Genomic DNA, 24,650 nt, shown 5'->3' on the forward strand with positions numbered 1-24,650 from the left:
TAAAGTCTGTACCTAGGTACTGAGTCAAGCCTTTTGGAGATTATTTTATGCTCACTATCGGCAAACTGGCAAAACAGTGTCATGTTAATGTTGAAACGATTCGTTATTATCAGCGAATTGGTCTCATGCGCATTCCAGAAACCACACAAAACTATCGTTATTACAGCCAACAAGACATTGAAACTTTAAGCTTTATTCAAAAAGGAAAAGATGCAGGCTTGCAGCTCAGTGAAATTCAAGATCTATTACATTTACAATTGGATGACCGAGAAAAAGTCCGTGAAGTGATTCAGCAACGACTGGAAAAAATTGATCAACGGATTCAAGAATTAAATGCACTGAAACAGCGTCTTTCAAGTTGGGTGGATGAATGTAAAACCACCACCGACAGTTGCTGCCCAATTTTGCAAGAACTAAAAAAAGGTTCAACAACTGAACCATAAACAGTTGCCGTCTTTTAAATTTGGCGATCACTTTCCCACTCACCTTTTCGATACTCAGGACTGCGTTCACTATGTCGATTGAACTTGCTCAACTCAGAAAACAGCTTCGCAAACAACGCAGACAAGTTTCCGCTTATCGACAGCAGCAGTCCGAACAGCAAATTTTACAGCGCCTAAGACCTGTGCCCGAATTTAAACAGGCCAAGCATGTCGGCATTTATCTACATGCCTTTGGAGAAATTCAGACCCGTAAAATCATTGAATATTGTTTTCATCAAAAAAAAGTGGTGTATTTGCCGATGATTTGCAATATGAATCAACGTTTGGTGTGGGTCAAAGTTTCACGCAATCAATTTCAAAATAAGCGTTTTTCTCATCATCCGCTGGGTATGCAAGAACCCATGGCAACACGTGGGCAACACGTTTCACACCTAGACCTGCTACTAATGCCTTTATTGGCATGTGATCTTTATGGCACGCGTATTGGCATGGGCGGCGGTTTTTACGACAAAACCTTAGCTGCTGCACCCTATCACCGTCCGTTTCGTCTTGGTTTGGCCCATCACTTCCAGTTAGTGCCACAGCGCTTGATTCGAGAAAAATGGGACCAGCCTTTAGATGGACTGCTCACCCCTCAACAATATTTACGCTTCAAACGCTAAAATTGACATTTTTGACTGTTGAGAATACTTAAAAATCACATGTTTAGTCATTTTTTATACAATTTGTTTTGAGCGGCCCTTGTATTTTTTAAAATACCCATCACTATAAAAAACATGGCAACACCGTTGTCACTCATTAGGAGTGCCCATGTCTGAAATTATTATGAATCAAGAAACCTTAGAGCCTCAGGTTCCAAGTGTATTACCGCTTTTAGCGTTACGTGATGTGGTAGTTTATCCGCACATGCAAATCGCGCTATTTGTAGGTCGTGAAAAATCGATCAATGCAGTTGATGTGGCTCGTAACAGTGACAATCTAGTATTTGTAGTTGCTCAGAAAGATTCTCTTTCAGAAGAAATTGATCACGACAACTTATATCAATACGGTACTGTCGCGAAGATTGTGCAAGTTGTGAATCATGAGAATGACGAAAACTGTATAAAAGTATTAATTGAAGGCTTACATCGTTCAAAGTTAGAAAAAATCATTGATGAAAATGACTATCTAACTGCTGAACATGCCCTCAGCCCAATGTCTGTTCAGATTGATGAAACAACCCAAGAAACACGTGTCCAAGAATTACGTGCCTTGTTTGCTCAGTATGCTGAAGCAAAATTGCGTAACGCACGTGAGTTAGTTGCTGCCGCGAACAAAATTGAAGATTTATTGCAATTATTATTCTTTGTCGCAACACGTGTGCCTTTAAATATTGATGTGAAACAAAAGTTTCTTGAGCACGATGAATTTGAAGCACATTTACAAGAGCTCATGACCTATTTATTGCAACAGTCTGAAGAGCAACAGATTGAGCAAACTTTACATGACTCTGTAAAACGTCAAATGGAGAAAAATCAACGCGAATACTTCCTCAATGAAAAAATGAAGGTGATTCAGCGTGAACTTTCTGACATGAATGGCGGTGCGGAAGATGATGTTGCTGAAATTGAAAAACGTCTTGCCGAAGCTGATTTGCCTGAGCACGTACGTAAAAAAGCAGAAGCCGAATTCCGTAAACTGAAAGCAATGCAACCTGCCTCAAGTGAAGCGGCTGTGGTGCGCAACTATTTAGAGGTGATTTTAGATACACCTTGGAATAAAGCCAGCAAAGTCAGCATTAACTTAAGCAAAGCGCAAGAAATTCTCGATGCAGACCATTACGGCTTAGATGACGTAAAAGATCGTATTGTGGAATATCTTGCAGTTCAATCCCGCGTGAAAAAACTCAAAGGTCCAATCCTTTGTTTGGTTGGTCCTCCGGGTGTTGGTAAAACCTCATTGGGCGAATCTGTTGCGAAAGCGACTGGTCGTGAGTTTGTCCGTATGGCGCTGGGTGGTGTACGTGACGAAGCTGAAATTCGTGGTCACCGTCGTACCTATATCGGTGCGATGCCGGGTAAAATTGTGCAGTCTTTAACGAAAGTCGGCGTAAAGAACCCATTGTTCTTGCTCGATGAAATCGACAAGATGGCGCAAGACTACCGTGGTGATCCTGCTTCTGCATTGCTTGAAGTGCTCGATCCATCACAGAACAATAAGTTCAACGATCACTATTTAGATCTTGATCTTGACTTATCTGAAGTGATGTTTATCTGTACTGCCAACAGCATGAATATTCCTGAAGCGTTGTTGGATCGTATGGAAGTGATTCGTCTACCGGGTTATACCGAAGATGAAAAAGTTAATATTGCTGAACGTTACCTTGTTCCAAAAGCGATTAAGAACAATGGTCTACGTGCTAAAGAACTGACTGTTCACGAAGAAGCAATTCGTGACATCGTGCAGCGTTATACACGTGAAGCCGGTGTACGGAGCTTAGAACGAGAAGTCTCTAAAATTGCCCGTAAAGTGGTAAAAGAAGCGGTCAGCAAAAAGGCGAAAAACCTACAAGTTGATGTCACTTCGGCTAATCTTCCAGACTACTTAGGTCCGCATAAGTTTGACTTTGGTATGGCGGAAGATGAAGCACAAGTTGGTCGTGTTAACGGCTTAGCATGGACTTCAGTCGGTGGTGAGTTATTGACCATTGAAGTTGCAGCGGTTAAAGGTAAAGGTAAATTCATTACCACGGGTTCACTCGGCGATGTAATGAAAGAGTCGATTACCGCAGCCATGACCGTAGTACGTACTCGTGCAGATGAGTTGGGCATCGAGTCGACACGCTTCGAAGAAACGGATGTTCACGTTCACTTACCAGAAGGTGCAACACCAAAAGATGGTCCTTCTGCCGGTCTAGCGTTAACGACTGCATTGGTTTCTGCTTTCACAGGCATTCCAATTCGTCCAGATATTGCTATGACAGGTGAAACCAGTCTTGGTGGCCGTGCAATGCGTATTGGTGGTTTGAAAGAAAAATTACTTGCTGCACACCGTGGTGGCATTAAATTAGTCTTCATTCCTCAAGACAACGTGCGTGATCTCGCAGAGATTCCTGAAAATGTGAAAGAAGGGCTTGAGATTAAAGCAGTAAAATCGATTGATGAGATTTTACCTCTTGCCTTGACGTCTAAGCCTGAACCGTTGGTTAAAGCACCGATTGTAAAACCCGTTGATGACGGCAAAAAAGCAGCACGTCACTAATTTCAGCAAGAATGAGAAGAGAGCTACGGCTCTCTTTTTTTATTACAATTTACTGTAGATAACACCACACATCTTCGCGCTTTTATCCCCTACAATAAATTGCATTCAAAGGATGATACAGGACAATTAAAATGAAAAACCCTGTCGGATGGTTTGAAATTTATGTCGATGACATACCCCGTGCCAAACAATTTTATGAAGCAGTATTTAATATTCAACTCTCAGAACTCACGCCTCCATCTGAGGGCAACTCACTGCAAATGTGGGCTTTCCCATCAGATATGCAAGTCTATGGTGCTTCTGGTGCTTTGGTTAAAATGTCAGGTATCGCCGCAGGCGGAAACAGCACATTAATCTATTTTTCATGTGAAGACTGTGCAGATGAAGCCGCACGAATTGGTGAAGCGGGTGGCAAAATTCATGAAGCAAAAACTTCCATTGGTGAGTATGGATTTATTGTTTTAGCTTTTGATACAGAAGGAAATATGATTGGTTTGCATTCAATGAAGTAAACCAAGCTATCACAAACAATTTAAGAATTTTGTGTTTTCGGGCTTTCAGTATTGCGCAAGTTTTTCTGTAAAAACTCAACTTGAAAAAACTGAAAAAAACCCAATATTAAATAGTAAGAATACATATGTGCTGTATGTTTCTTATTTCTAAAGGTTATCTGTTTCTCCAGGCAGATAATCTCTTGATCGCAGTCCTTACACTATTCAAGGACTGCGTTTTTTATTTCTATTATTTATTTTTTCTACATAAAACCCAGTTATATCCGTTTTACTCGACACCATTTACTTCAATAGGGTTTGCACCAGCCCATCAATCACCTGTGTCATCTTTTCAAGATTCAACGTCTTTAATGTATCCTCAGCCGTATGATAGTTCTTATTCCGATAAAAGGCTGTATCGGTCACCATAATGGCAGGAATATCATAATTCCAATAATTGCTATGACTTGAAAAATTCAGCCCTGGAGTAAATGAGGGTGCAACCAAACGCTGGCATTCCAACTGCTGCATAGCAGCACAAAAATTCTCACCAAGTCCACGCGAATCAATATCACTCACCGCTGCAATAAAATTGCCATGGCTTGGATAAATCCATTTCAATCCAACAGGGTATTCTTGTACCAGTGCGGCATCGTAGTAGCCAATCATTTCAAGAATATAGACGCCTTGAATCTTGTCACGCTGTGCTTGTACCGACTTAGCATGTACATAACTGCCCATATATTCAGTATTGGTATACGGAGGTTCTTCCAGTGTATAAAAAGCAAACTCAACATTATGCGTCAGACTATTCTTCTCCTGCGCCAAAATACGAGCCGTTTCAATTACTCCTGCAACTCCCGAGGCATTGTCATCTGCTCCCTGTAATTGACCGAACACATCATAATGCGCGCCAACAATAACTTTTTCAGCACCGCCCACATTTAATGAACAGACCACGTTGCGATAATTTTCTCGGTTCACAATATAATTCTGAAATTGACAAGGAATCCCAAACAAACGCATTTGCTCTTTAATCCAAGCCGAAACCCGATTTAATTCGGCCGTATTTTGATGATTCCGAAATGAACCCGTACCAATAATCTGTTGTAGATAGACTTGTACATTCTGGACGTCAGCTTGCTGACTGATGGCAGAATTGGCTTGGCTCTGCGTAACCACTGAAATAGCCACAGTCAGCAATCCAAGCCAGCCAACGTTTAAAAGTTTATTCCTTTTCATTTATTATTATTCCACCGTCATTGCAATTTTTTTCATTCTTAAAGAGCATTAATGCAACAGCCAGTAATTATTTTCAATTGCAAAATGTATATCCATATGGGTTTGTGCGATTTCAAGGCTATAATTCTGCTGAATTAGCATGTGATGCCAGATATGAAAATACGAATTCTGACCATCGGTCAAAAAATGCCAGCTTGGGTTCTGACGGGTTTTGAAGATTATTTCAAACGAATTCAACCTTTTGTACAAACTCAAATTATTGAGCTACCGATGGCAAAGCGCGGAAAAAATGATTCTGAAGCCGACATTTTAAAATATCGACAAATTGAAGGCGACAGTATTTTAAATGCACTCAAACAAAATGAAACCCTCATCGCGCTTGAAGTGGGTGGTCGTGAATTCAGTACGGAAAAACTGGCAGACACCATGAAATCATGGATGTTGGAAGGCAATGATGTCGCCTTAGCGATTGGTGGACCAGATGGTCATTCTGAAGCGGTACGCAAAGCAGCCGCATGGCATTGGTCGTTATCGAAGCTGACCTTGCCACATCCATTGGTGCGTGTCATGCTGATCGAACAGTTATATCGAGCCATGAGTATTAATCACAATCATCCCTATCATCGAGCGGGTTAAACCTATCTCCCATCATTCTATAATTGCAACAATACGTTGAATAGAAACTCTTTATTCAATTATTCGTATTTGGCATGATGAACATATTCTCTTATTCAAATTAGGCGCAAGACGATGAATCTACAAACTTTACCAGGTTTATTTATTTCTCATGGATCTCCCATGCTTGCGCTTAACCCCGAACAAGTTGGCCCAGCTTTACACCGTTTAAGCTTAAATCTCCCGACACCCAAAGCCATTGTTGTGATGTCAGCACATTGGGAAAGTCAGGCACTTGAAGTTAATACGGGCATCCGTCCAGAAACATGGCATGATTTTCGTGGTTTTCCACCTGCGCTGTATGAAATTCGCTATCCCGCTCCCGGTGAACCTAAACTTGCAGAAGATATTTTAAAACGACTGTCTGATGCGGGAATTGATGCACATGCCAATAATAGCCGCCCACGTGATCACGGTGTATGGATGCCACTTTTGCATATGTTCCCAAATGCAGATATTCCAGTGGTTGAAATTTCACTCCCCATACACATGTCCGCAGAACAGATTTATCAAATTGGGCAAACTCTTTCAGCATTACGTGAACAACAAGTTTTACTCATAGGTTCTGGCAGTATTACCCACAATTTGTCTGAATTGTCATGGCATGGGGAATCTCAGGATGTCCCTGTATGGGCATCGACCTTCCGTAACCATGTGGTTCAGAAACTGACGCATCAAGATTATGACGCTATATTAGACTGGAACAGTATTCCTTATGTACAGCGCAACCACCCGACTCTAGAACATTTTGCTCCGTTATTTTTTGCAATGGGTACGGGTACGCGATTCAACATTGTACATAGCAGTTTTTCTATGGGTTCATTGGGAATGGACATTTACCGTTTTGACTAATCCTTTATAAACATTAAAGAAATGAATACAAATGTTGTACACGTATTCATTTCTTTTTTTTATTAATCATTTAACCTTAAGTTTTGTATCTATCTAACTTAAGTGTTAATTCTAAAATGAAATTGAAATACCTTTTACTTGCTTTGTTACCTTTTTCTCTTGCTGCTTGCCAATCAACTCAAACACCATCAAATATGGATCAAGCCGTGAATGTACAATCAATTCCTGATCAAAATAAAACACTTGCTGCCTATGAATGGATCAGCACCACATCAACCACGCCAAAGCCTTTAACACTGTCTTTTAATGCACAAGGACAATTGGCTGTTAAAACTAGCTGTAATGGTTTGGGCACCAATTGGAAAATTGAAGGTGACAAAATTGTCACAGGTGCAATGATGGGCACGCAAATGGCTTGTGCTGAACCTGCGATGCAACAAGAACGCTTAGCAGCAGATTTACTCGGTCAACGTTCAATTCAATTCACGTTGAATAGCCAAAATGCTGAAGCCCCGACATTAACACTGGTTTCTGCGAAAGGCGAAAAACATGTCTTTGTTGGGAAAATGACCCCTGAAACCAAATACCAATCTCAAGGCGAAACCCTCTTTTTAGAAATTTCACCAGAAACAAAAACTTGTTCTACAGGCGTGGCTCGCATTGAGTGCTTACAAGTTCGTGAAATCAAATATGATGACAAGGGTGCAAAAACTCAAGTAAATAAAGATTGGAACTTATTCTACGATCATATTGAAGGCTATACTCACGACTCTAAAACCCGCCAAATTGTTCGCGTAAAACGTTTTGAACGTCAAAACCCTGCTGCGGATCAATCAAAATATGCTTATGTCAAAGACATGGTGATTGAAACCGAAACTGTAAAATAAATACAAGCAAATAAAAAAAGCCGATGCAATTGCATCGGCTTTTTTATGATGTTCTACTGATTTAGTCTTAAAACACACCCTGTGACAGCATCGCATCGGCAACTTTTACAAAGCCTGCGATATTGGCACCATCCACATAATTAATGCTACCGTCTGCTTTTGTGCCATATTTAACGCAATTACGGTGAATGTCTTTCATAATTGCATGTAAACGCTCATCGACTTCTTCGAAACCCCAACCTAAACGCAAAGCATTTTGTGACATTTCTAGACCTGATGTTGCAACACCCCCTGCATTGGATGCCTTACCTGGTGCATACAAAATTTTTGCTGCAACAAATTTTTCTACAGCATCGAGGGTTGAAGGCATATTGGCACCTTCTGCAACACATAACACACCATTGGCTAATAACACTTCTGCGTCTTCACCCGTTAATTCATTCTGAGTTGCACATGGTAAAGCGATGTCACAAGGAATTCCCCAAGGGCGTTTGCCTTCTAAATATTCAAATCCATGCTGAGAGGCAAATTCAGAAATACGTCCACGGGCTTCATTTTTCAAATGCATCACTTCTGCAAGAAGTTCGTCAGTAAAGCCATCTTTGACATAAACCGTACCATTCGAGTCTGAAAGTGATACGACTTTTGCACCCAAGAACATGGCTTTTTCCGCAGCAAATTGCGCGACATTGCCCGAACCTGAAATAGTCACGGTTTTTCCTTGGAAACTGTCACCACGTGTTTTTAGCATTTCTTCGGCAAAATAGACTGTGCCGTAACCTGTTGCTTCTGGACGTGCCAAAGATCCGCCAAATGCCAAGCCTTTTCCAGTAAATACACAAGAAGTATCATTACTGAGCTTTTTCATCATCCCAGCCATATAACCGACTTCACGACCACCAACACCAATATCCCCAGCAGGAATATCAGTGTTAGAACCTAAGTGACGGTATAACTCAATCATTAATGCTTGGCAGAAACGCATAATTTCGCCTTCTGACTTCCCTTTAGGGTCAAAGTCAGAACCGCCTTTTCCGCCACCCATAGGCAACGTTGTTAAGGCATTTTTAAAAGTCTGTTCAAAACCCAAGAACTTCAAAATAGATAAATTGACTGAAGGATGGAAACGCATTCCCCCCTTAAATGGGCCAATTGCTGAGTTGTATTGAACACGAAATGCTCGATTTACATGGGTATTGCCTTGATCATCGACCCACGACACGCGGAATTGGATAGCACGTTCTGGTTCAATTAAACGCTCAAGTAATCCATGTGCTGCATATTTTGGGTTCTTTTCAATGAATGGCCACAGACTGGTCATCACCTCTTCTACCGCTTGTAGAAACTCGGGTTGGTGGGCATCACGTGTTTTTACGTAATCCAAAAAGTCGTTTAGGCTACTATATTTCAACACTTCATCCTCAGCAATTTATGAATCAAAATAGGTCAAAATTAAATTAAGTGATAAATTTTGGCGCAAAATATTAAATACTTTTTATCCACTGCCCACAATATTTATTTAAAATAATGTGATATTTTTAATATATAACAAATAATTATTTTAACTATTACACAAAGTTTGTCTTCCCTATTTTTAAACCCAGACTTAACAATAAACTCAATATATGCACCATACAAATACACGCAATGCATCAATTTGGAACACAAGATTAATCACCCGAATCATGCTAAAATTCGGGAAAATTTGACTCCCATCTTTCTAATCCTGCTTTAAAGGCAGGTGTGGTTTTCACATGATTTCGCAAATTGCTCTCATTCAACGCATCGACGCGCTACTCCCCCAAACTCAATGTGGTTTATGTGGTCATCGAGATGGTTGCCTTCCCTACGCCAAAGCAATTGCAGAAGGAGAAGCAGCCAATAAATGCGTGCCAGGTGGGCAACCTGTAGCGGATGCTTTAGCTGAATTGCTACAACGTCCATCTCTCAAAGCTGAGGAAAGCGTATGGCCACTTCAGTCGGATGGACGTCCGCAACGGATGAAAGCCGTTATTCGGGAAGATGAATGTATTGGTTGTACCAAATGTATTAGTGCATGCCCTGTCGATGCGATTATTGGATCAGGCAAACTGATGCATAGCGTATTGACTGATTTGTGTACGGGCTGTGAACTTTGCATTCCGCCTTGCCCAGTCGACTGTATTGATTTGGTCGAAGACTTGAATCGCTTACCGAATCAAATTGAACGTACGACAGAACAAAACGATTTACGCCAGCGTTACTATGCGCACATTCAGCGTGAAGAAACACGACGTTTGCAGCGTAAAGGGCCTGTGGTACGTGCCGAAATTGATACAACATTATTTGCCCAATTCTCTACTCAGCTTGATTCAGTCCCCGTGATTGAAGTTGCAGATAAAACATCTGTCGTCGCCAATCAAAATGCTCAATCAACCATTGAATTGGCAAAGCTACGAACACAAATCAAAAAATTAGAAAAGCAACTCAGTGTTCGTGAAGATGTAACTAAGCGCGCTCAATTGCTGACATTGACCGAACAACTCAATGCATTGCAAGGAGCTTAAACATGGTGACTAAAACCTCTTCTGTCAAAAACATGACCAAGAAGCAAGTTCAAACCTTCTTTGAACGTTTACGTGATCAACGCCCAAATCCGACAACGGAGTTAAACTTTTCAACCCCATTTGAGCTATTAATTGCTGTCACGTTATCGGCTCAAGCCACCGACGTGAGTGTCAATAAAGCCACAGACAAATTGTTTCCGATTGCCAATACCCCTGAAGCCATTTTTGGACTGGGTGTTGAAGGGCTCAAGCAATACATCAAAACCATTGGTTTATATAATTCCAAAGCTGAAAATGTCATTAAAACTTGCCAAATTTTAATTGAACGACACAACAGTCAAGTGCCGAATAATCGTGCAGACCTAGAAGCTTTACCTGGCGTTGGACGTAAAACTGCAAATGTGGTGTTGAATACTGCATTTGGACATCCAACCATGGCGGTGGATACACATATTTTTCGTTTAGGTAATCGGACTGGGTTGGCAGTAGGCAAAAATGTACTCGAAGTCGAACATAGACTGGTTAAAGTCATTCCTAAAGAATTTATGGTGGATGCCCACCACTGGCTGATTCTACATGGTCGTTACTGCTGTATTGCACGTAAACCCAAGTGTGCCGAATGCGTGGTATCGGATGTCTGCAACTGGCCTGAGCGCTTTGAATTTGGGGCTACACGCGCAATTCCTGTCAGTAATATTTAAAGAGTGCCGTGCATATCGATTAATAAGCACGGTCATTCAAAAACCACGCTCTTATTTTTTATGCTGTTTTTGTTTCAATTTCGGGTGTAACTGATATTCAGGTTTTGCCGCAGTTCTATTTTGTTCTTTTTGTTTTTGCTGGGTTTCTCTGAGCATTTTAAAACTGATATATAACAAACCTAGCAACAATGCCAAGCAAGCCACTATTAAAATGAATAAACCAATTTTTAACAAAATCGTATCCTCAAAAGTTCGGACAAATAAAAAGAGCCCTAATATGACTTAGGACTCTTTTAAAGTCAAAAACTCAGACTTGAATTATTTTGACTGATCTAAAATAGCAAACAAATCTTTTTGTACGTCTTCAATTGCACGTAAACCATTTAATTTGTCATAAGTCGGAGCATTTTCACCAGAAGCAGCACGACCTTGGTAGAATCCAACCAACTGTTCAGTTTCTGTATGATATGAACCTAGACGCTTACGAATGGTTTCTTCTTGGTCATCTGGACGTTGAACCAAATCTTCACCAGTTTCGTCGTCTTTCCCTTCAACTTTAGGTGGGTTGTAAACAACATGATAAACGCGACCAGATGCAGGGTGCTGACGACGACCAGACAAACGCTGAACAATTTCTTCGTCAGGGACTTCAATTTCGATCACGTGATCGATATTGATGCCTTCTTTTTCCAAAGCTTCAGCCTGCGGAATCGTGCGCGGGAAACCATCGAAAATGCAGCCGTTCACACAATCAGGTTGAGCAATGCGTTCTTTTACCAGACCAATGATCAGTTCATCAGAAACGAGACCACCGCTTTCCATTACGCTTTTAGCTTTAAGACCTAATTCAGTACCTTCACGAATTGCAGCACGGAGCATATCACCGGTTGAAATTTGTGGGACATTGTAGCGCTTACAGATCAACTGAGCTTGTGTACCTTTACCTGCTCCAGGTGGTCCGAGTAAGATAATGCGCATAAAAAAACATCCTCATTTAAAACAATATGTATGATACTTCGAGCCAACAATTCTGCAGATCTAAACAGTCGGCAAGTATCTAATTATAAGAAAGCCACAAACAAATGTATTGTACCAGCTATAAATCCAGTGACCCCACCTAATACAATCAGAATCCATTCATCTTCCTGAAATGCAGGACGTAATAGGTTCTGGAACTCTTTCGGCGTTAACTCTCGAATACGCTCTCGGAACATTTGAAAGATTTTCTGTGCACGGCTCGCATTGAATGCAGGGTCGCATACTGGCACCATCGTAATTTCAATTGAGCGATCAATCAAGTCCGTCTTGAGTTTTGCGTACTCTTTTGGCCCTAAAGATAGCTGTAATGATGTACGAACCAGTGGAGTTTCCATAATTTGGTTAATATGCCGTTTGACGATACGACGTGTTTTGTCCTTTTTACTACCATACATCATTTCAGTCATGATGGATTTTAACGTAATCAGGTCTTCTGTTACTACACTAGCAAATACGTCCGACACTTCTTCCTGACGCTTCATGAAAGCACCTTGGATATTATACGTTCCGATTCTCGGCCAGACTGGTTTCACCCAAGGAAACTTACGATCTTTAGTTAATTCAGTCAGTTGTGGATAACGTACATAATGCGGCTCTATTGGGTTAAATACCATCCAGATGGCAATCCAGTTGGTTAAAAAACCCCAAACCGATGCCCAAAATGGAACTGTCCAATGCCACGGCACCACAAACCATACAACCATTTGGAACACGCCAAAAAACATCCCGATTAGAGCACTAATATGCCAAATGAAATTGATTTCTTTCTGTCCCACTTTTAAAAACATACGTACCATTAAACGACGATCACCCTCCATTTGGCTGACCACCATTTCACGCATGTTGACCAATGACTCGACGTTCACAGTTAATTCTGTTACCAGTTCTCTTAACACTTCTGGAAGCTGTTTATGTGCCTGTGCATAGATACGGCGTTTAATGGAATAAGGTAGATTTTCCCAAAGTACGGCATTGCGATCGATCATAACTTCATCAATCAAATGTTCCAGTTCAAAGCCAACCTGCTCACCAATAATACGCGCCATATCTTCAGGATCCATGGCATCTAAAAATTCACGCAAAGACCCGAGTTTAGACAAGGTATTATCGGTAATGATGCCTGAGATGCGTCCTGCCTTTCGCGGCACAATGCCCTGCCATCCCACAGGCAAAGGTCCCAAATGGAAGCCCCAAAACGTAATTGGATAGAACACCATTTTGAGCGCCATCCAAACATGGGCCCAAGTTACGAAAGCAGTTACAGGAATAATGCTCAGCACAGCCCAAAAATCGGGACGATTCAAAAAGGTTTGCCACAACTGATTGATGTACTCAAGCATGCATATTTTCCAAAATAATGACTAAATAACAGAGATTAATTCTTAATTTTTTAAACAGGTTATTTTCTGCCTAAGCCCATACTTAATGTATAAGAGAATTGTATTTTCGGTTCTATGTGTTCCACAACCTTACCCTCACGATTTTTTAATTCTTCTCCTGCCCCAAGCCCAACACTGAATGTGCTAATACGATCTTTATCCAACAAAACATATGCAAGATCTACACCTGCACCTAGGCGAGTTTCATCTTTATTATCCACTTGCTTACTGGCAATGTGACCTGCATAAGCCCCCACATAATACCCGTTTTTATCCTTCCCTGTGAAATAGTAAGGATATCTAAAACCAATTTGTGTTCCAAAAGGGGAATCATCGGTAAGGAAAAAACCTGCTTTGGCGTAGGCAATACCATAAGGATTGACCCATTCTGTATTTAAGTGAATCAGTTGTTGGGTTACCCCTGCACCCAGATTCCATGTACTGACACTTTCAGATGTCAATTTAGCCTCTGGTAGATAATGATGATCCTGTGCGTAAGCTGTATTGAATAATGTTATCAATGCTAACAAGGGATAAACTCTTGTCATTATTGTCACCTTTGTCCTTATTTTAATTGTGCATGCATTCCAAGTTTTTTTGCATGTTTTTGACTTTAACAGAATTGTTTCTATTCTTATATACAACACCTGATCTTTTTACTGTCTATAAAGTCAAAACACCCTGTTGCAATTAAACAACCCAGCCTCGCTCACTTCCAACAGATAAGCATTATCAAAGCCAGTGACTTGAGTTAGAATAGCGCCTTCCTGATTCTCCCCCACAGTGTAAGTCAATCGCGTATGAAGCAGCACTTTCCTTTAAAAAATGTCCAACAAGAAAAGCGCATTTATCGCAATCGAGTGTTTATCTCTGTCGGGATCGTCAGCTTTTTTATGTTGCTGTTGGTGGCACGTTATGCCTACTTGCAGATTATGCAATATCAACAGTTTTCAACAGCATCGGATCAAAACCGCATTCGACTTCAACCGCTTGCTCCAGCACGTGGTTATATTTATGACCGTAATGGTATTTTATTGGCCGATAACTACCCTGTCTTTACCGCGACCATGAGCCGAGCCGATGTGGAAGATATTGAAGATACCGTTAAACGTCTTACCCCAGTTTTGGGTTTGACTGACGAAGATATCGAACGCTTCCTATCACGTATTAAAACCTCGAAGAAAACCGAACGTGTCTCGATCAAACTCAATTTAACTGAAACCGATATTGCCAAATTCAGTGAAGTTAAATTCCAGTTTCCTGGGGTCAATATCGAGACCCAAATGACCCGTTATTATCCACATGGTGAACTGTTTGCCCATGTGATTGGTTATGTAGGTCGTATTAATGACAAAGAACTTAAAAGTATTGATAAAGACTTATATGCAGGTACCAACCTCATTGGAAAGATTGGGGTGGAAAAGTCTTATGAGGAGCTGCTACACGGTGTACCGGGTAATGAATCCGTTGAAGCCGATGCGCATGGTAATGTCCTGCGTCATTTAGGACGTAAAGAACCCGTTCGTGGCAATGATTTATATCTTTCTCTGGATTATGGCTTACAGACTGTCGCGACTGAACAACTGGCAGGTCGACGCGGTGCCATTGTCGCTATGGATCCCCGTACAGGTGAAATTCTAGCGCTCGTTTCTAGCCCAAGCTTTAACCCAAACTTGTTTGTGACAGGAATTAGCCATACCGACTATAGCGGTTTACGCGACAATTTAGATCAGCCACTTTATAACCGTGCAGTACAAGGCGCATATCCACCGGGTTCGACCATTAAACCCATGTTTGGTTTAGGGGGTATTCACTACGGTTATATCGACTGGGGTACCGCCATTTCTGATCATGGTTACTTTACCCTGCCAGGTGACTCTCATAAATTCCGTGATTGGAAAAAATCGGGGCATGGGGTCGTCAATCTGCATAAAGCTCAAGTCGTTTCTTGCGATACCTTCTATTACGTGCTCTCTTACCGTATGGGTATTGAGAAAATGAACGCTTGGATGCGCCAATTTGGCTTCGGTCAAAAAACGGGAGTAGATTTACCGAGCGAAAGTGAAGGTTTATACCCAAATCCAGACTGGAAAATGCGCACTCGTAAAAGTAAATGGTTAAAGGGTGAAACGATTTCAGTGAGTATTGGACAGGGTGCTTTTACCGCCACACCTTTGCAATTAGCCATGGCTACTGCTATCACTGCTAATCATGGTGCACATGTGATTCCACATGTATTGCAAGCCAGTAAAGGGGCTAAACCACATCAAGTTTTAAATGCACCCGATGGACATATTCAGTTTAACGGCAAAGATGAAGACTGGGTTCAAATGCGTGACGCCATGGTCGATGTTATTGAAACAGGAACAGGTCGCGGTATTCGGACACCGATGTATAAAATTGCAGGAAAAACGGGTACGGCGCAGGTCAAAAGTATTGCGCAAGGGAAAAAGTATAATGAAGCTTTGCTGACAGAACGTCAGTTAGACCACGGTCTTTTTGTGGGTTTTGCCCCTGCTGAAAATCCTGAGATTGCAATTGCTGTCGTTTGGGAAAATGGTCGTCATGGTGGTTCTGCTGCACAATTGGCACGACCTGTATTTGACTATTGGTTAATGCAACGTAAGAAAAACCCGATTAAACCCGAAGGGCATCAAATTAGTGGCGGATTGATGACAGCAGGTATTAAACCTGGTGAACTACCGAGTGGCTCTGGCGCAGCCCCAACGTCTGCAACAACAGGCTCTCAGGCGCGACCAGCAAGCTCAACCACTCACACAGCTCAGCAACCAGCTACTCCTACTACCACCCAAGCTGCTCCTGCGGCTGCAGCGGATGATGTCGAATAATGAAAAATCAATTGAGAATTATTGGCGGAGAGTGGAAACGCCGCCAACTCGCTTTTGCCAGTATTGAAGGGTTACGCCCAACCCCTGACCGAGTCCGCGAAACGCTGTTTAACTGGTTAATGTGGGATATTCAAAATGCCCAAGTCCTAGATTTGTGTACAGGTTCTGGGGCTTTAAGTTTTGAAGCCCTATCACGTGGTGCCAAGCATGTGATTATGATTGAACCAGACCGAACTCAAGCCCAGTTTTTAAAGCAAAATATTCAGTTATTAAAAGCAGAAAACTGTGAATTAAAAGTGGCGACTGCGCAACAAACCCTCCCCACTCTAAAGTCGAATTTTGATTTAGTATTTTTAGATCCGCCTTACAGCTTAAATCTTTGGGAAGAACTGGCAAAACTAAGCGATCCGTTGATTGCTGAAAATGGGTTGATTTATATAGAGGCAGATCGTGATCTCAATACGCTGAATTTACCTCGCAGTTGGCAATCTATAAAGCAAACCAAAGCGGGTACTGTTCGAGCAGCCTTATATAAAAAAGTAACAGCTTCTTAATGCAGATTTAATTTTAAGCCAGTCATCTACACTCAGCCTTGACTGGCTTAAAATGGTAAACACAAATGCTCAATGCAATACCATCACATTAACGCGGTGGTGGTCGGTTATGATCATCATTCTGATTGTCTGCATGATCATGGTGATTAGAATCTGGTCGATGCTCTGGCGGGCGACTTTCAGGTGGTCGACCTTCAGGTGGGCGATGCTCTGGTGGCCTATTTTCTGGAGGACGATGCTCTGAAGGACGATCATGCGGAGGCCTATAATCTGGACGCCCACCCCATTCATAACCATAAGATGGTCGATGATCATAGTCATGTGAATAATGATGACCACGGTCGTACCAATCATCATCATACCAAACACAACCCGATAACATGATGACCGACAAAGTGGATAACACAATTAGTTTTATCATAATGTTCCCCTTGTCAAATGGGTGTATTTCTTCATTATTCAGGATAAGCATGAATAAAAAACAAGCAACTTGTTCATTTTTTGTTATGTCAAAATAAATGCGGTGCTATGACTAAAAATCTATATTTCCATTGATTGAAACTGGATACCACTCCACCACCTTCACGCCTTTTATCAAACGGCTATTCCTCTGGCTTAAAGCAAGATAACAGACCCCTTCAAATCGTAGTGACTGAGTATTTCTAAAATAAGATGCTTTTTAATATATTTAATTTCTGTGCACTAAATCACACCGAGACATAATTTCTTACAAGTCTACCTTCGCCCAGCAAGACCTAAAACAGTGTATATCACACAGCTTTGTGTGGTTTAAGTAAATGAAAATTGCCTGATTACATGCCGTTGAAATATCTAAATACAAATCCTGATGACCGTTTCACCTCATTGTTACCCTAGCTACACAGTTTGCACATTATTGTATTATTCACGTAATTCATTCTGTTTCGCTTTGTTGTTTTCATTGATTGAATGCCTGTGAATACTTAGCATGAGTCCTGTTCTGACTTAAGTGATGATAAGTAGAACATCTTTCATTTTATATCGTTAATAACACAGGATGCCTATTATGAAATTAACTCATATCCTACTTGCTACAACATTTGCTGCTGCCGCAACTACTACTTTCGCTGCGACAACTAAACAACCTCAAACTGAAGAAAAAGTGATTGTTTCTACCCAAGAGCAACCTACTACTTCTGCAATTGAAGGCACGGCTGCTCAACCAAGCACTCAACCTGCTGCAGATTCTGCAAGCGAAGCGACACCTTCACAATAAATAACGTACCAGTTTTCTAAGACCTTCACTCCACCTCATTCACTCGAAGGTCTTAGAAATGCTCAGGTGATTCAGCGTATTCTGTCTCACCTGAATTTTCTTAGAAATGCATAATTATCTAAGTACTCTGAACAATAAACATAGTTAATTACGATGATTCCCATGACATCAACTATGATTAAGATTTAAATAAAATTATAAAAATCATATAAATATTAGAATTTTCAACATTAACCCCAAAGCTATTCATGCTAGCTATCCACTATGGCATAGCTTGTTTGCAATCATGACTTCATCGTTAATAGCATCATTGTGAATGGATTGAATGGAATTCGCTGTGAGCACAAAAAATACTGAATTTACCACTGAAGTGGCAATCCTTGGCGCTGGTCCTGTAGGGCTTACGCTTGCAAATTATTTAAGCAAGCAAGGGGTGCAAGTCACCGTCATAGAACAACTGGATCAACTAATCGATTATCCGCGTGCCATTGGTATTGATGATGAAGCATTGCGCACGATTCAATCACTTGGGCTAGTAGAGCAAGTTTTACCCCATACGACCCCAAATCATGCCATGCGCTTTTTGACCCCTAAAGGGCATTGCTTTGCGGATATTCAACCGTTAACACGTGAGTTTGGTTTCTCGCGTCGTAATGCTTTTATTCAACCGCAAGTCGACAATGTTTTACTACAAGGGTTGAAGCAATACCCACAAACCCAAGTGCTATTTGCACGTCAACTGACTGAATTTAGCCAAGATACGCAATCAGTCACCTTGAATATGCAAAATAAACAGGGAGAAGCTGAAGTTGTAAAAGCCAAATATCTAATCGCCTGCGATGGGGGTAACTCTGTCGTACGTCGGACTTTAAATATCGGTTTTGACGGTAAAACTGCTCCGAATCAATGGATTGTCATTGATATAGAAAATGACCCATTAGCAACCCCACATATCTATTTATGCTGTGACCCCGTGCGTCCTTATGTCTCGGCTGCATTACCGCATGGTATTCGTCGTTTCGAATTTATGGTGATGCCTGGTGAAACCCAAGAAGAACTCAGCAAACCAGAAAGCATTAATCAACTGTTGGCAAAAGTTTTACCGAATACCCAAAACATTGAAGTGATTCGTCAACGTGTATATACCCATAATGCCCGCATTGCAGACAAATTCCGTGTAGATCGTATTTTACTGGCAGGTGATGCTGCCCACATTATGCCCGTCTGGCAAGGTCAGGGCTATAACAGCGGTATGCGTGATGCCTTTAACTTAGGCTGGAAATTGGCTTTGGTCGTAAAAGGAAAAGCTGGACCTGAACTCTTAGATTCATACCAAATTGAACGTAAAGATCATGCTAAAGCCATGATTGATCTTTCGGTTATGGCGGGTCATGTCCTCGCTCCACCTAAAAAATGGCAAGGTTTTGTCCGTGATGGAATTGCTTATGCACTTAATTATATTAAGCCCATTAAACAATACTTATTGGAAATGCGCTTTAAACCCATGCCGCAATACCATGATGGCGTGTTGATTCAAAATAAGCTGAAAAACTCACCTGTCGGTAAAATGTTTATTCAGCCCAAAGTTGAATTGGTTTCTGGTGAACAAGTTTTATTAGATGAAATCATTGGCAATGACTTTGCGATTCTGGCTTGGGGTGTAGACCCACAATGGGGATTGTCTGAGACAAGCTTGCAGCAATGGAAAAAATTGGGGGTGAAATTCATTCAAGTTTTACCTGCTGTTCAGCTACAAAACGAAAAGCGTAAACAATTTGATGGTGTGATTTGTGTCGGTGATATTGGGACTGACATTCGGACTTGGTTTGGTCGTACCAATGACTCAATGGTGATTTTACGCCCTGACCGCTTTGTAGCAGCCCTTGCAATTCCACAAAGTGTCGATCAAATTAGCCAAGCCTTGTTCTCAAAACTACATAGCAAAGCTTAAGTTATTTGAATTATCTCCCCCTGTAAAATGACAAAGCCCAGCACATATGCTGGGCTTTACTCATTCATCAAAACAATTATTCAATGGCATCAAACCAAGCGATTCCTTGTAGCGAAGCGCGAGTTTTCATCTGTCTTAAAAAGGGTTTCGCTTCTTCAAAATACGGAATCAACTTAAACGACATGGCATATACCAACCAATACGCCAAATATAAATCTGCTGCGGTGCACTTTTCTCCAAGTAAATAAGGGCTTGCCTGACTGAGGCCTTGCTTTAAAAATTGGAATAATCGTTGCTCATCGCCAAAACTTAAGCCCATTTTCTTACTTTCAATCTGATCAGCTGCAACATTCAAATTTTTGATGTCCATATATTCAGTTAATGGACCATGAATGTAGAACAGCCACTTTAAGTAAGCACCGCGCTTCGGGTCATTCAGTGCAGGAGCAAAATCCTGCTCGATATACTTATCTGCCAGATAGGCAATAATTGCGGGTACTTCAGTGACGACAATGTCACCATCTTTCAAACAAGGTACTTTTGCCATAGGATTAATGGCGAGATAAGTTGCCTGATGCATCTCTTCATAGCTGATATTAATCAGTTCGACCTGATCTTCAATCTTTAGCTCTTTGAGGAAAGGTAAAATGATATTACCTCGAGATTGCGGATTGGTATAAAGCTGCATCATTGTTCTGGTTCCACTGTTGTTATTTTACGCTACCTTAGCATAGCCTACCTCACAACTACGTGGCGATTCTGTCATCCATGAACCGAAATGTTAAAGTACCTTCTGCACGAAGCATTAGAAAATTCCGGTATAAAATTGCTCTTTTAAAATTTTTAAAATGAGGTTAATCGCTTCATTACGTTGCTCTTTACGATAGCTGGCATACAGACCAATGGTCGGTAAAGGCTCAATGGTGTTTTTCACCACAATTTTATCGCCCAACAAGGGAATTACATAGGCAGGTACCAAGCTCCAACCCACACCCATTCCCACCAAATTCACATTTAAAAGAATGTTGGTTGAATGCTGAACTACATTTACATTGAGTTTGGATTGTTTGAAAAAATCCTGAATAATTTTATAAAGTTGAGGTGAAGCCCCTTCATCGCTGATAATAAAATCTTGCTGATTAAAGCTTTTAATACTGACATGACGCTGCGCTGCCACAGCTGAATCTTTCGGTACAATGAGCGCCAAAGGTTCATTGAAAATTTGTACAAACTCCAATTCACTCGATTCATCAATATAGCGGGTGAAAGCAATATCAATATCACCTTTCTTTAAGGCTCTAAACTGATCTGCATCGGTCAAACTATGAAAATGAATTTTCAACTCAGGAAAGTGCGCTCGAATATTGGGCATGATGTAGGGGAAAATTTTCATCTCCGCCACAGGTACAAAACCAATATGTAATTGGTCTTTGCTCATATTAGCCACTTTACGTGCATCGTGAATGGCTTTTTCGGCATGTTCCAAACTGAGCAAGGCTTCTTTTAAAAAGGCTCTTCCTTCTTCCGTTAATTCCACTTTACGGTTAGAGCGAACCAACAACTGCACCCCAACTTCTTGCTCCAAATCTTTGATTTGCTGGCTTAATGAAGGTTGCACCGTACACATGCGCTGTGCTGCTTTGGTAAAATTTAATTCTTCAGCCACCGCGACAAAGTAACGTAAATGACGTAATTCCATCAGTGTTCTCCTTCCTGTTGAACAGGTACAACTTTAGATGCCACTTTCATTCGATACACCACAAGCGTGACCAAAGTCATCATGGCACAAAACAAATACGTCATGGCGTAGCCCCAGCAGGCAATTAAAATCCCCATGAATATGGAACCTACCGCTAAACCTAAATCAAACAAGGTAAAATAAGTCGAAATGGCATGTCCAATCCGTTGCTTCGGTACACTCTGAATCGCAACAGTCTGCAAGCATGGAAATAAAGTGCCGTAACCTATGCCAATGAGGACTGCTGATAACCAGAGTACCCACGGCTGATTCAACTGACTGAGCACAGCTAAACCAAGAGCAAACAGAAGAAAAGATGGATAAATCACCATGCTGGCACCTTTCTGGTCAAAGCAACGCCCCACCCATGGTCGAACCAAAATCATGGAACAAGCAAAGACCAGAAAGAAACTACTGGTATATGCCATTAGTTGCTTGGTTTCGGTATACGCCGCAATAAAGCTCATCACACTCGAATACGCAAATGCAGTTAACAACGCCACCATACCCACGGACAGAACTCGAAACTCAATAATATCGTGTCGCGTCAAACTGGAAGTTGGTGGCGCGACTAAAGCTCGGCTATCTTCATCATGAATAGGAATACACAAACAGAAAATAAATCCAAGCATCATTAGCCCCGATAAAATGGCAAACAACACAGTAAAATTGGCATATTGGGTAATGGTTAAAGCCAATAAGGGGCCGAACACCACACCCAAATTGGTCGACATGACAAAATAGCCCATGCCTTCACCTTTGCGCTGTTCAGGAATAAATTCATTGGCAACAGGTATTGTGACTGTCGTCAAAATACTGAACCATATCCCATGAATAAAACGCACCAATAACAGGCTCCACATGCTGTCGATGCATAAATAACTAAATGCAAACAACACAAATAAAATTTCTGAGCCACGAAAACTAAGCTTCTTGCCTATTTTTTCCGAAATCAATCCTGAAAATGGACGTACCAAAATGGATGAAATCAGAAATAGTGTCAGTGCCAAGCCTGCTTCTTTGACTGTGCCACCCAAATCTTTCATGATGTAGACAGGTAAAATGGCCAGCAAGGCAAAATAATAGGTAAATAAAAACAGGTTATTCAGAACACAAAATACAAATGCCCGATTCCACAGCCGATCTACACGTCCATCCGATCTCATTTTATGGACTCACTTTCTCAGCGACATGCATGCGTGCGGGTTGCAGAACCATGTTCAGCAACGCTTGAATATAAGCTTCATCAGGCTGACGATTAAAGAAAATCATCTGGTAGTGAATGGGTGCATATAAGGTATCGAGCATCAGTTCAAAGGGATAATCGGCACGAATCTCTCCATTTTGAATGGCCAATTGAATTAACTTGCGGGTCGCTTCACGGCGGGGTAATAAATACTGGCTAAAAAACTCCCCTGCGGCTTGACGATGCTCGGATAGCACCACCAATAATGCTCGTCCAATTGGGCGATTTAAAGCATCTGATAATTTGAGTAATTGTTGCTTCAAATTAAATTCCAGACTTTGCGTATAGTCCAATTCGAATACTGAAGCCGTTTCCTGCTTGAAGGCTTCAAAGACCAAATCAGATTTATGTTTCCACCAACGGTAAATGGTGGACTTCCCCACACCCGCCCGAGCCGCAATCTCTTCAATCGTCAATTTACTGTATTCATAATCCTCTAAAGCTGTAATGACAGCATCTAAAATACATTGCTTACGACGTGAAGATTTTTCTAACTCTGACATAGCTCACCACAAAACGAAACGATACGTATCGTTTTATATTAATGTAATTTTACCCGCCAAACTAGAGGATTAAGACCAAGGGATGATAGATCCTTATAATTTTTAGCGGCATAAAAAAACCCGTAAGTTAGTTACACTCACGGGTTTCGCTTGAACAAAGCTAAATTTTAACTTGGTGTCGAAGACTTTTTATAAATGCTGCAAGATGGATGATGATTTTCTTGCAAACGAGCCACTTTACGTTGTTCTGCGGCTTCAAAACGACAACGCTTCCATTCATTGGTTAAGTCCAATGGTGGAATTTGTTTAGGTTGACCTGTTTCATCTACCGCAACCATCGTGAAATAGCAGCTATTGGTATGACGTACAGTACGTTTTTGAATGTTTTGTGCTTCTACACGAATACCGATTTCCATAGAAGTACGGCCCACATGGTTCACACTGGCGAGGAAAGTGACCAACTCACCAACATGAATCGGCTCTTTAAAGTTCACTTTATCAACCGATAGTGTCACAACATAACTACCTGAATAGCGGCTTGCACAGGCATACGCCACCTGATCCAGCAACTTTAAAATAGTTCCACCATGAACATTACCCGAGAAATTTGCCATATCTGGAGTCATCAATACAGACATGGTCAACTCCGACTGATCATCTAAAATTGGAGTAATTTGATCTAATGGGGACATCGCGTTCTCTAGACTCTTGTAAAGATAGTAGAATATGTACACATTATTATATAACTTTTGTCACAAATAACATGTTCAAATCGGCAATTAAGTCATCATTATTATTTATAGTGATTACCATATCATTCAGTAAAATATATATTAATACACTCAACTTAAATATAAGCCCATAATTTTATTGTATTTATCTAAAAATCACTCAATAGTATCTACAGTACCCGACAACTCACCTTATCTTTGCAAGGCTCAATTTAAATGACTTGGAAACTCAATCCAAAGCTATCTTCCGCTTGAAATACCCCTGTTTGAGGTTTTTAGCATGCCATTTCACCAAATTTGAGCATACTCATTAAAACAGACACGGCGCT

At 41.1% G+C, this 24,650-nt stretch carries 25 protein-coding genes; 13 read left to right on the top strand and 12 right to left on the bottom strand.

Translation table 11 applies throughout. The features are described from left to right. Window positions 1-47: 47 nt before the first annotated feature. From E0H87_RS07540 to E0H87_RS07555, 4 genes are all read left to right on the top strand, one after another. The gene (locus E0H87_RS07540) at window positions 48-443 is read left to right on the top strand and encodes a MerR family transcriptional regulator (RefSeq protein ID WP_131323032.1); all 396 of its coding nucleotides are present in this window, start codon (window positions 48-50) and stop codon (window positions 441-443) included. Between the two features lie 71 nt (window positions 444-514). Continuing rightward, window positions 515-1,105 carry a 5-formyltetrahydrofolate cyclo-ligase gene (locus E0H87_RS07545; RefSeq protein ID WP_131323033.1) on the top strand — a complete coding sequence of 197 codons (591 nt, stop codon included), beginning with the start codon at window positions 515-517 and terminating at the stop codon, window positions 1,103-1,105. Window positions 1,106-1,253: 148 nt separating this feature from the next. Then, complete coding sequence (gene lon / locus E0H87_RS07550; RefSeq protein ID WP_131323034.1) at window positions 1,254-3,683, top strand: endopeptidase La; 2,430 nt, start codon at window positions 1,254-1,256, stop codon at window positions 3,681-3,683. 131 nt (window positions 3,684-3,814) lie between these two features. Next, the gene (locus E0H87_RS07555) at window positions 3,815-4,195 is read left to right on the top strand and encodes a VOC family protein (RefSeq protein WP_131323035.1); all 381 of its coding nucleotides are present in this window, start codon (window positions 3,815-3,817) and stop codon (window positions 4,193-4,195) included. A 282-nt stretch (window positions 4,196-4,477) separates the two neighbouring features. On the opposite strand, the gene E0H87_RS07560 is transcribed toward E0H87_RS07555, so the two are convergent. Continuing rightward, window positions 4,478-5,416 carry a M20/M25/M40 family metallo-hydrolase gene (locus E0H87_RS07560; protein WP_131323036.1) on the bottom strand — a complete coding sequence of 313 codons (939 nt, stop codon included), beginning with the start codon at window positions 5,414-5,416 and terminating at the stop codon, window positions 4,478-4,480. Window positions 5,417-5,569: 153 nt separating this feature from the next. Here E0H87_RS07560 and rlmH point away from each other — a divergent pair, with 153 nt between their 5' ends. The 3 genes from rlmH to E0H87_RS07575 all read left to right on the top strand — a co-directional run bounded on the left by rlmH (window position 5,570) and on the right by E0H87_RS07575 (window position 7,830). After that, entirely contained in the window at window positions 5,570-6,052 is a 483-nt protein-coding gene (gene rlmH / locus E0H87_RS07565) for a 23S rRNA (pseudouridine(1915)-N(3))-methyltransferase RlmH (RefSeq protein ID WP_026441300.1), read from the top strand. 114 nt (window positions 6,053-6,166) lie between these two features. Next, window positions 6,167-6,943: a dioxygenase gene (locus tag E0H87_RS07570; RefSeq protein WP_131323037.1), complete on the top strand. Its 777-nt coding sequence runs from the start codon at window positions 6,167-6,169 to the stop codon at window positions 6,941-6,943. A 116-nt stretch (window positions 6,944-7,059) separates the two neighbouring features. Then, window positions 7,060-7,830 (top strand): META and DUF4377 domain-containing protein, encoded by a 771-nt coding sequence (locus E0H87_RS07575; RefSeq protein ID WP_131323038.1) that lies wholly within the window; start codon window positions 7,060-7,062, stop codon window positions 7,828-7,830. A 67-nt stretch (window positions 7,831-7,897) separates the two neighbouring features. On the opposite strand, the gene gdhA is transcribed toward E0H87_RS07575, so the two are convergent. Next, window positions 7,898-9,241 carry an NADP-specific glutamate dehydrogenase gene (gene gdhA / locus E0H87_RS07580; RefSeq protein WP_131323316.1) on the bottom strand — a complete coding sequence of 448 codons (1,344 nt, stop codon included), beginning with the start codon at window positions 9,239-9,241 and terminating at the stop codon, window positions 7,898-7,900. Between the two features lie 343 nt (window positions 9,242-9,584). On the opposite strand from gdhA, the gene E0H87_RS07585 reads away from it, so the two are divergent. Together E0H87_RS07585 and nth are read left to right on the top strand one after the other, a co-directional pair. Further along, on the top strand, window positions 9,585-10,376 hold the full coding sequence (locus E0H87_RS07585; RefSeq protein WP_131323039.1) for an RnfABCDGE type electron transport complex subunit B: 792 nt from the start codon (window positions 9,585-9,587) through the stop codon (window positions 10,374-10,376). A gap of 2 nt (window positions 10,377-10,378) precedes the next feature. Then, on the top strand, window positions 10,379-11,077 hold the full coding sequence (nth, locus tag E0H87_RS07590) for an endonuclease III (RefSeq protein WP_131323040.1): 699 nt from the start codon (window positions 10,379-10,381) through the stop codon (window positions 11,075-11,077). 51 nt (window positions 11,078-11,128) lie between these two features. Here nth and E0H87_RS07595 read toward each other — a convergent pair whose 3' ends face one another. The 4 genes from E0H87_RS07595 to E0H87_RS07610 all read right to left on the bottom strand — a co-directional run bounded on the left by E0H87_RS07595 (window position 11,129) and on the right by E0H87_RS07610 (window position 14,042). After that, the gene (locus E0H87_RS07595) at window positions 11,129-11,311 is read right to left on the bottom strand and encodes a hypothetical protein (RefSeq protein WP_131323041.1); all 183 of its coding nucleotides are present in this window, start codon (window positions 11,309-11,311) and stop codon (window positions 11,129-11,131) included. 84 nt (window positions 11,312-11,395) lie between these two features. After that, window positions 11,396-12,055 carry an adenylate kinase gene (gene adk, locus E0H87_RS07600; RefSeq protein WP_116759750.1) on the bottom strand — a complete coding sequence of 220 codons (660 nt, stop codon included), beginning with the start codon at window positions 12,053-12,055 and terminating at the stop codon, window positions 11,396-11,398. 83 nt (window positions 12,056-12,138) lie between these two features. Further along, the gene (locus E0H87_RS07605) at window positions 12,139-13,455 is read right to left on the bottom strand and encodes a hypothetical protein (protein ID WP_131323042.1); all 1,317 of its coding nucleotides are present in this window, start codon (window positions 13,453-13,455) and stop codon (window positions 12,139-12,141) included. A gap of 59 nt (window positions 13,456-13,514) precedes the next feature. Next, entirely contained in the window at window positions 13,515-14,042 is a 528-nt protein-coding gene (locus tag E0H87_RS07610) for a hypothetical protein (protein ID WP_131323043.1), read from the bottom strand. Between the two features lie 252 nt (window positions 14,043-14,294). Between E0H87_RS07610 and mrdA the strand changes: the two genes are divergently transcribed. After that, window positions 14,295-16,343, top strand: a complete 2,049-nt coding sequence (gene mrdA / locus E0H87_RS07615) for a penicillin-binding protein 2 (protein WP_131323044.1) — start codon at window positions 14,295-14,297, stop codon at window positions 16,341-16,343. Further along, window positions 16,343-16,897 carry a 16S rRNA (guanine(966)-N(2))-methyltransferase RsmD gene (gene rsmD, locus E0H87_RS07620; protein WP_131323045.1) on the top strand — a complete coding sequence of 185 codons (555 nt, stop codon included), beginning with the start codon at window positions 16,343-16,345 and terminating at the stop codon, window positions 16,895-16,897. The genes mrdA and rsmD overlap by 1 nt, the downstream gene beginning before the upstream one ends. An 88-nt stretch (window positions 16,898-16,985) precedes the next feature. Here rsmD and E0H87_RS16105 read toward each other — a convergent pair whose 3' ends face one another. Beyond that, the gene (locus E0H87_RS16105; RefSeq protein ID WP_205677743.1) at window positions 16,986-17,318 is read right to left on the bottom strand and encodes a hypothetical protein; all 333 of its coding nucleotides are present in this window, start codon (window positions 17,316-17,318) and stop codon (window positions 16,986-16,988) included. A gap of 624 nt (window positions 17,319-17,942) precedes the next feature. Between E0H87_RS16105 and E0H87_RS07630 the strand changes: the two genes are divergently transcribed. Both E0H87_RS07630 and E0H87_RS07635 read left to right on the top strand, forming a co-directional pair. Further along, the gene (locus E0H87_RS07630; RefSeq protein ID WP_131323046.1) at window positions 17,943-18,152 is read left to right on the top strand and encodes a hypothetical protein; all 210 of its coding nucleotides are present in this window, start codon (window positions 17,943-17,945) and stop codon (window positions 18,150-18,152) included. Between the two features lie 325 nt (window positions 18,153-18,477). After that, the gene (locus E0H87_RS07635) at window positions 18,478-20,103 is read left to right on the top strand and encodes a bifunctional 3-(3-hydroxy-phenyl)propionate/3-hydroxycinnamic acid hydroxylase (protein WP_131323047.1); all 1,626 of its coding nucleotides are present in this window, start codon (window positions 18,478-18,480) and stop codon (window positions 20,101-20,103) included. A 76-nt stretch (window positions 20,104-20,179) separates the two neighbouring features. Here E0H87_RS07635 and E0H87_RS07640 read toward each other — a convergent pair whose 3' ends face one another. The 5 genes from E0H87_RS07640 to E0H87_RS07660 all read right to left on the bottom strand — a co-directional run bounded on the left by E0H87_RS07640 (window position 20,180) and on the right by E0H87_RS07660 (window position 24,282). Then, on the bottom strand, window positions 20,180-20,791 hold the full coding sequence (locus tag E0H87_RS07640; RefSeq protein ID WP_131323317.1) for a glutathione S-transferase family protein: 612 nt from the start codon (window positions 20,789-20,791) through the stop codon (window positions 20,180-20,182). A 117-nt stretch (window positions 20,792-20,908) separates the two neighbouring features. Next, window positions 20,909-21,802, bottom strand: coding sequence for a LysR substrate-binding domain-containing protein (locus tag E0H87_RS07645; protein WP_131323048.1), 894 nt, complete (start codon window positions 21,800-21,802; stop codon window positions 20,909-20,911). Continuing rightward, window positions 21,802-23,007 (bottom strand): MFS transporter, encoded by a 1,206-nt coding sequence (locus E0H87_RS07650; protein WP_131323049.1) that lies wholly within the window; start codon window positions 23,005-23,007, stop codon window positions 21,802-21,804. Before E0H87_RS07650 ends, E0H87_RS07645 begins: the two co-directional genes overlap by 1 nt. Before the next feature lies 1 nt (window position 23,008). Beyond that, window positions 23,009-23,590, bottom strand: coding sequence for a TetR/AcrR family transcriptional regulator (locus E0H87_RS07655; RefSeq protein WP_131323050.1), 582 nt, complete (start codon window positions 23,588-23,590; stop codon window positions 23,009-23,011). A gap of 167 nt (window positions 23,591-23,757) precedes the next feature. Continuing rightward, window positions 23,758-24,282: an acyl-CoA thioesterase gene (locus E0H87_RS07660; RefSeq protein ID WP_116759774.1), complete on the bottom strand. Its 525-nt coding sequence runs from the start codon at window positions 24,280-24,282 to the stop codon at window positions 23,758-23,760. Window positions 24,283-24,650 lie beyond the last annotated feature (368 nt).

It is taken from the genome of Acinetobacter sp. ANC 4178, from assembly GCF_004331175.1.
GTDB lineage: Bacteria > Pseudomonadota > Gammaproteobacteria > Pseudomonadales > Moraxellaceae > Acinetobacter.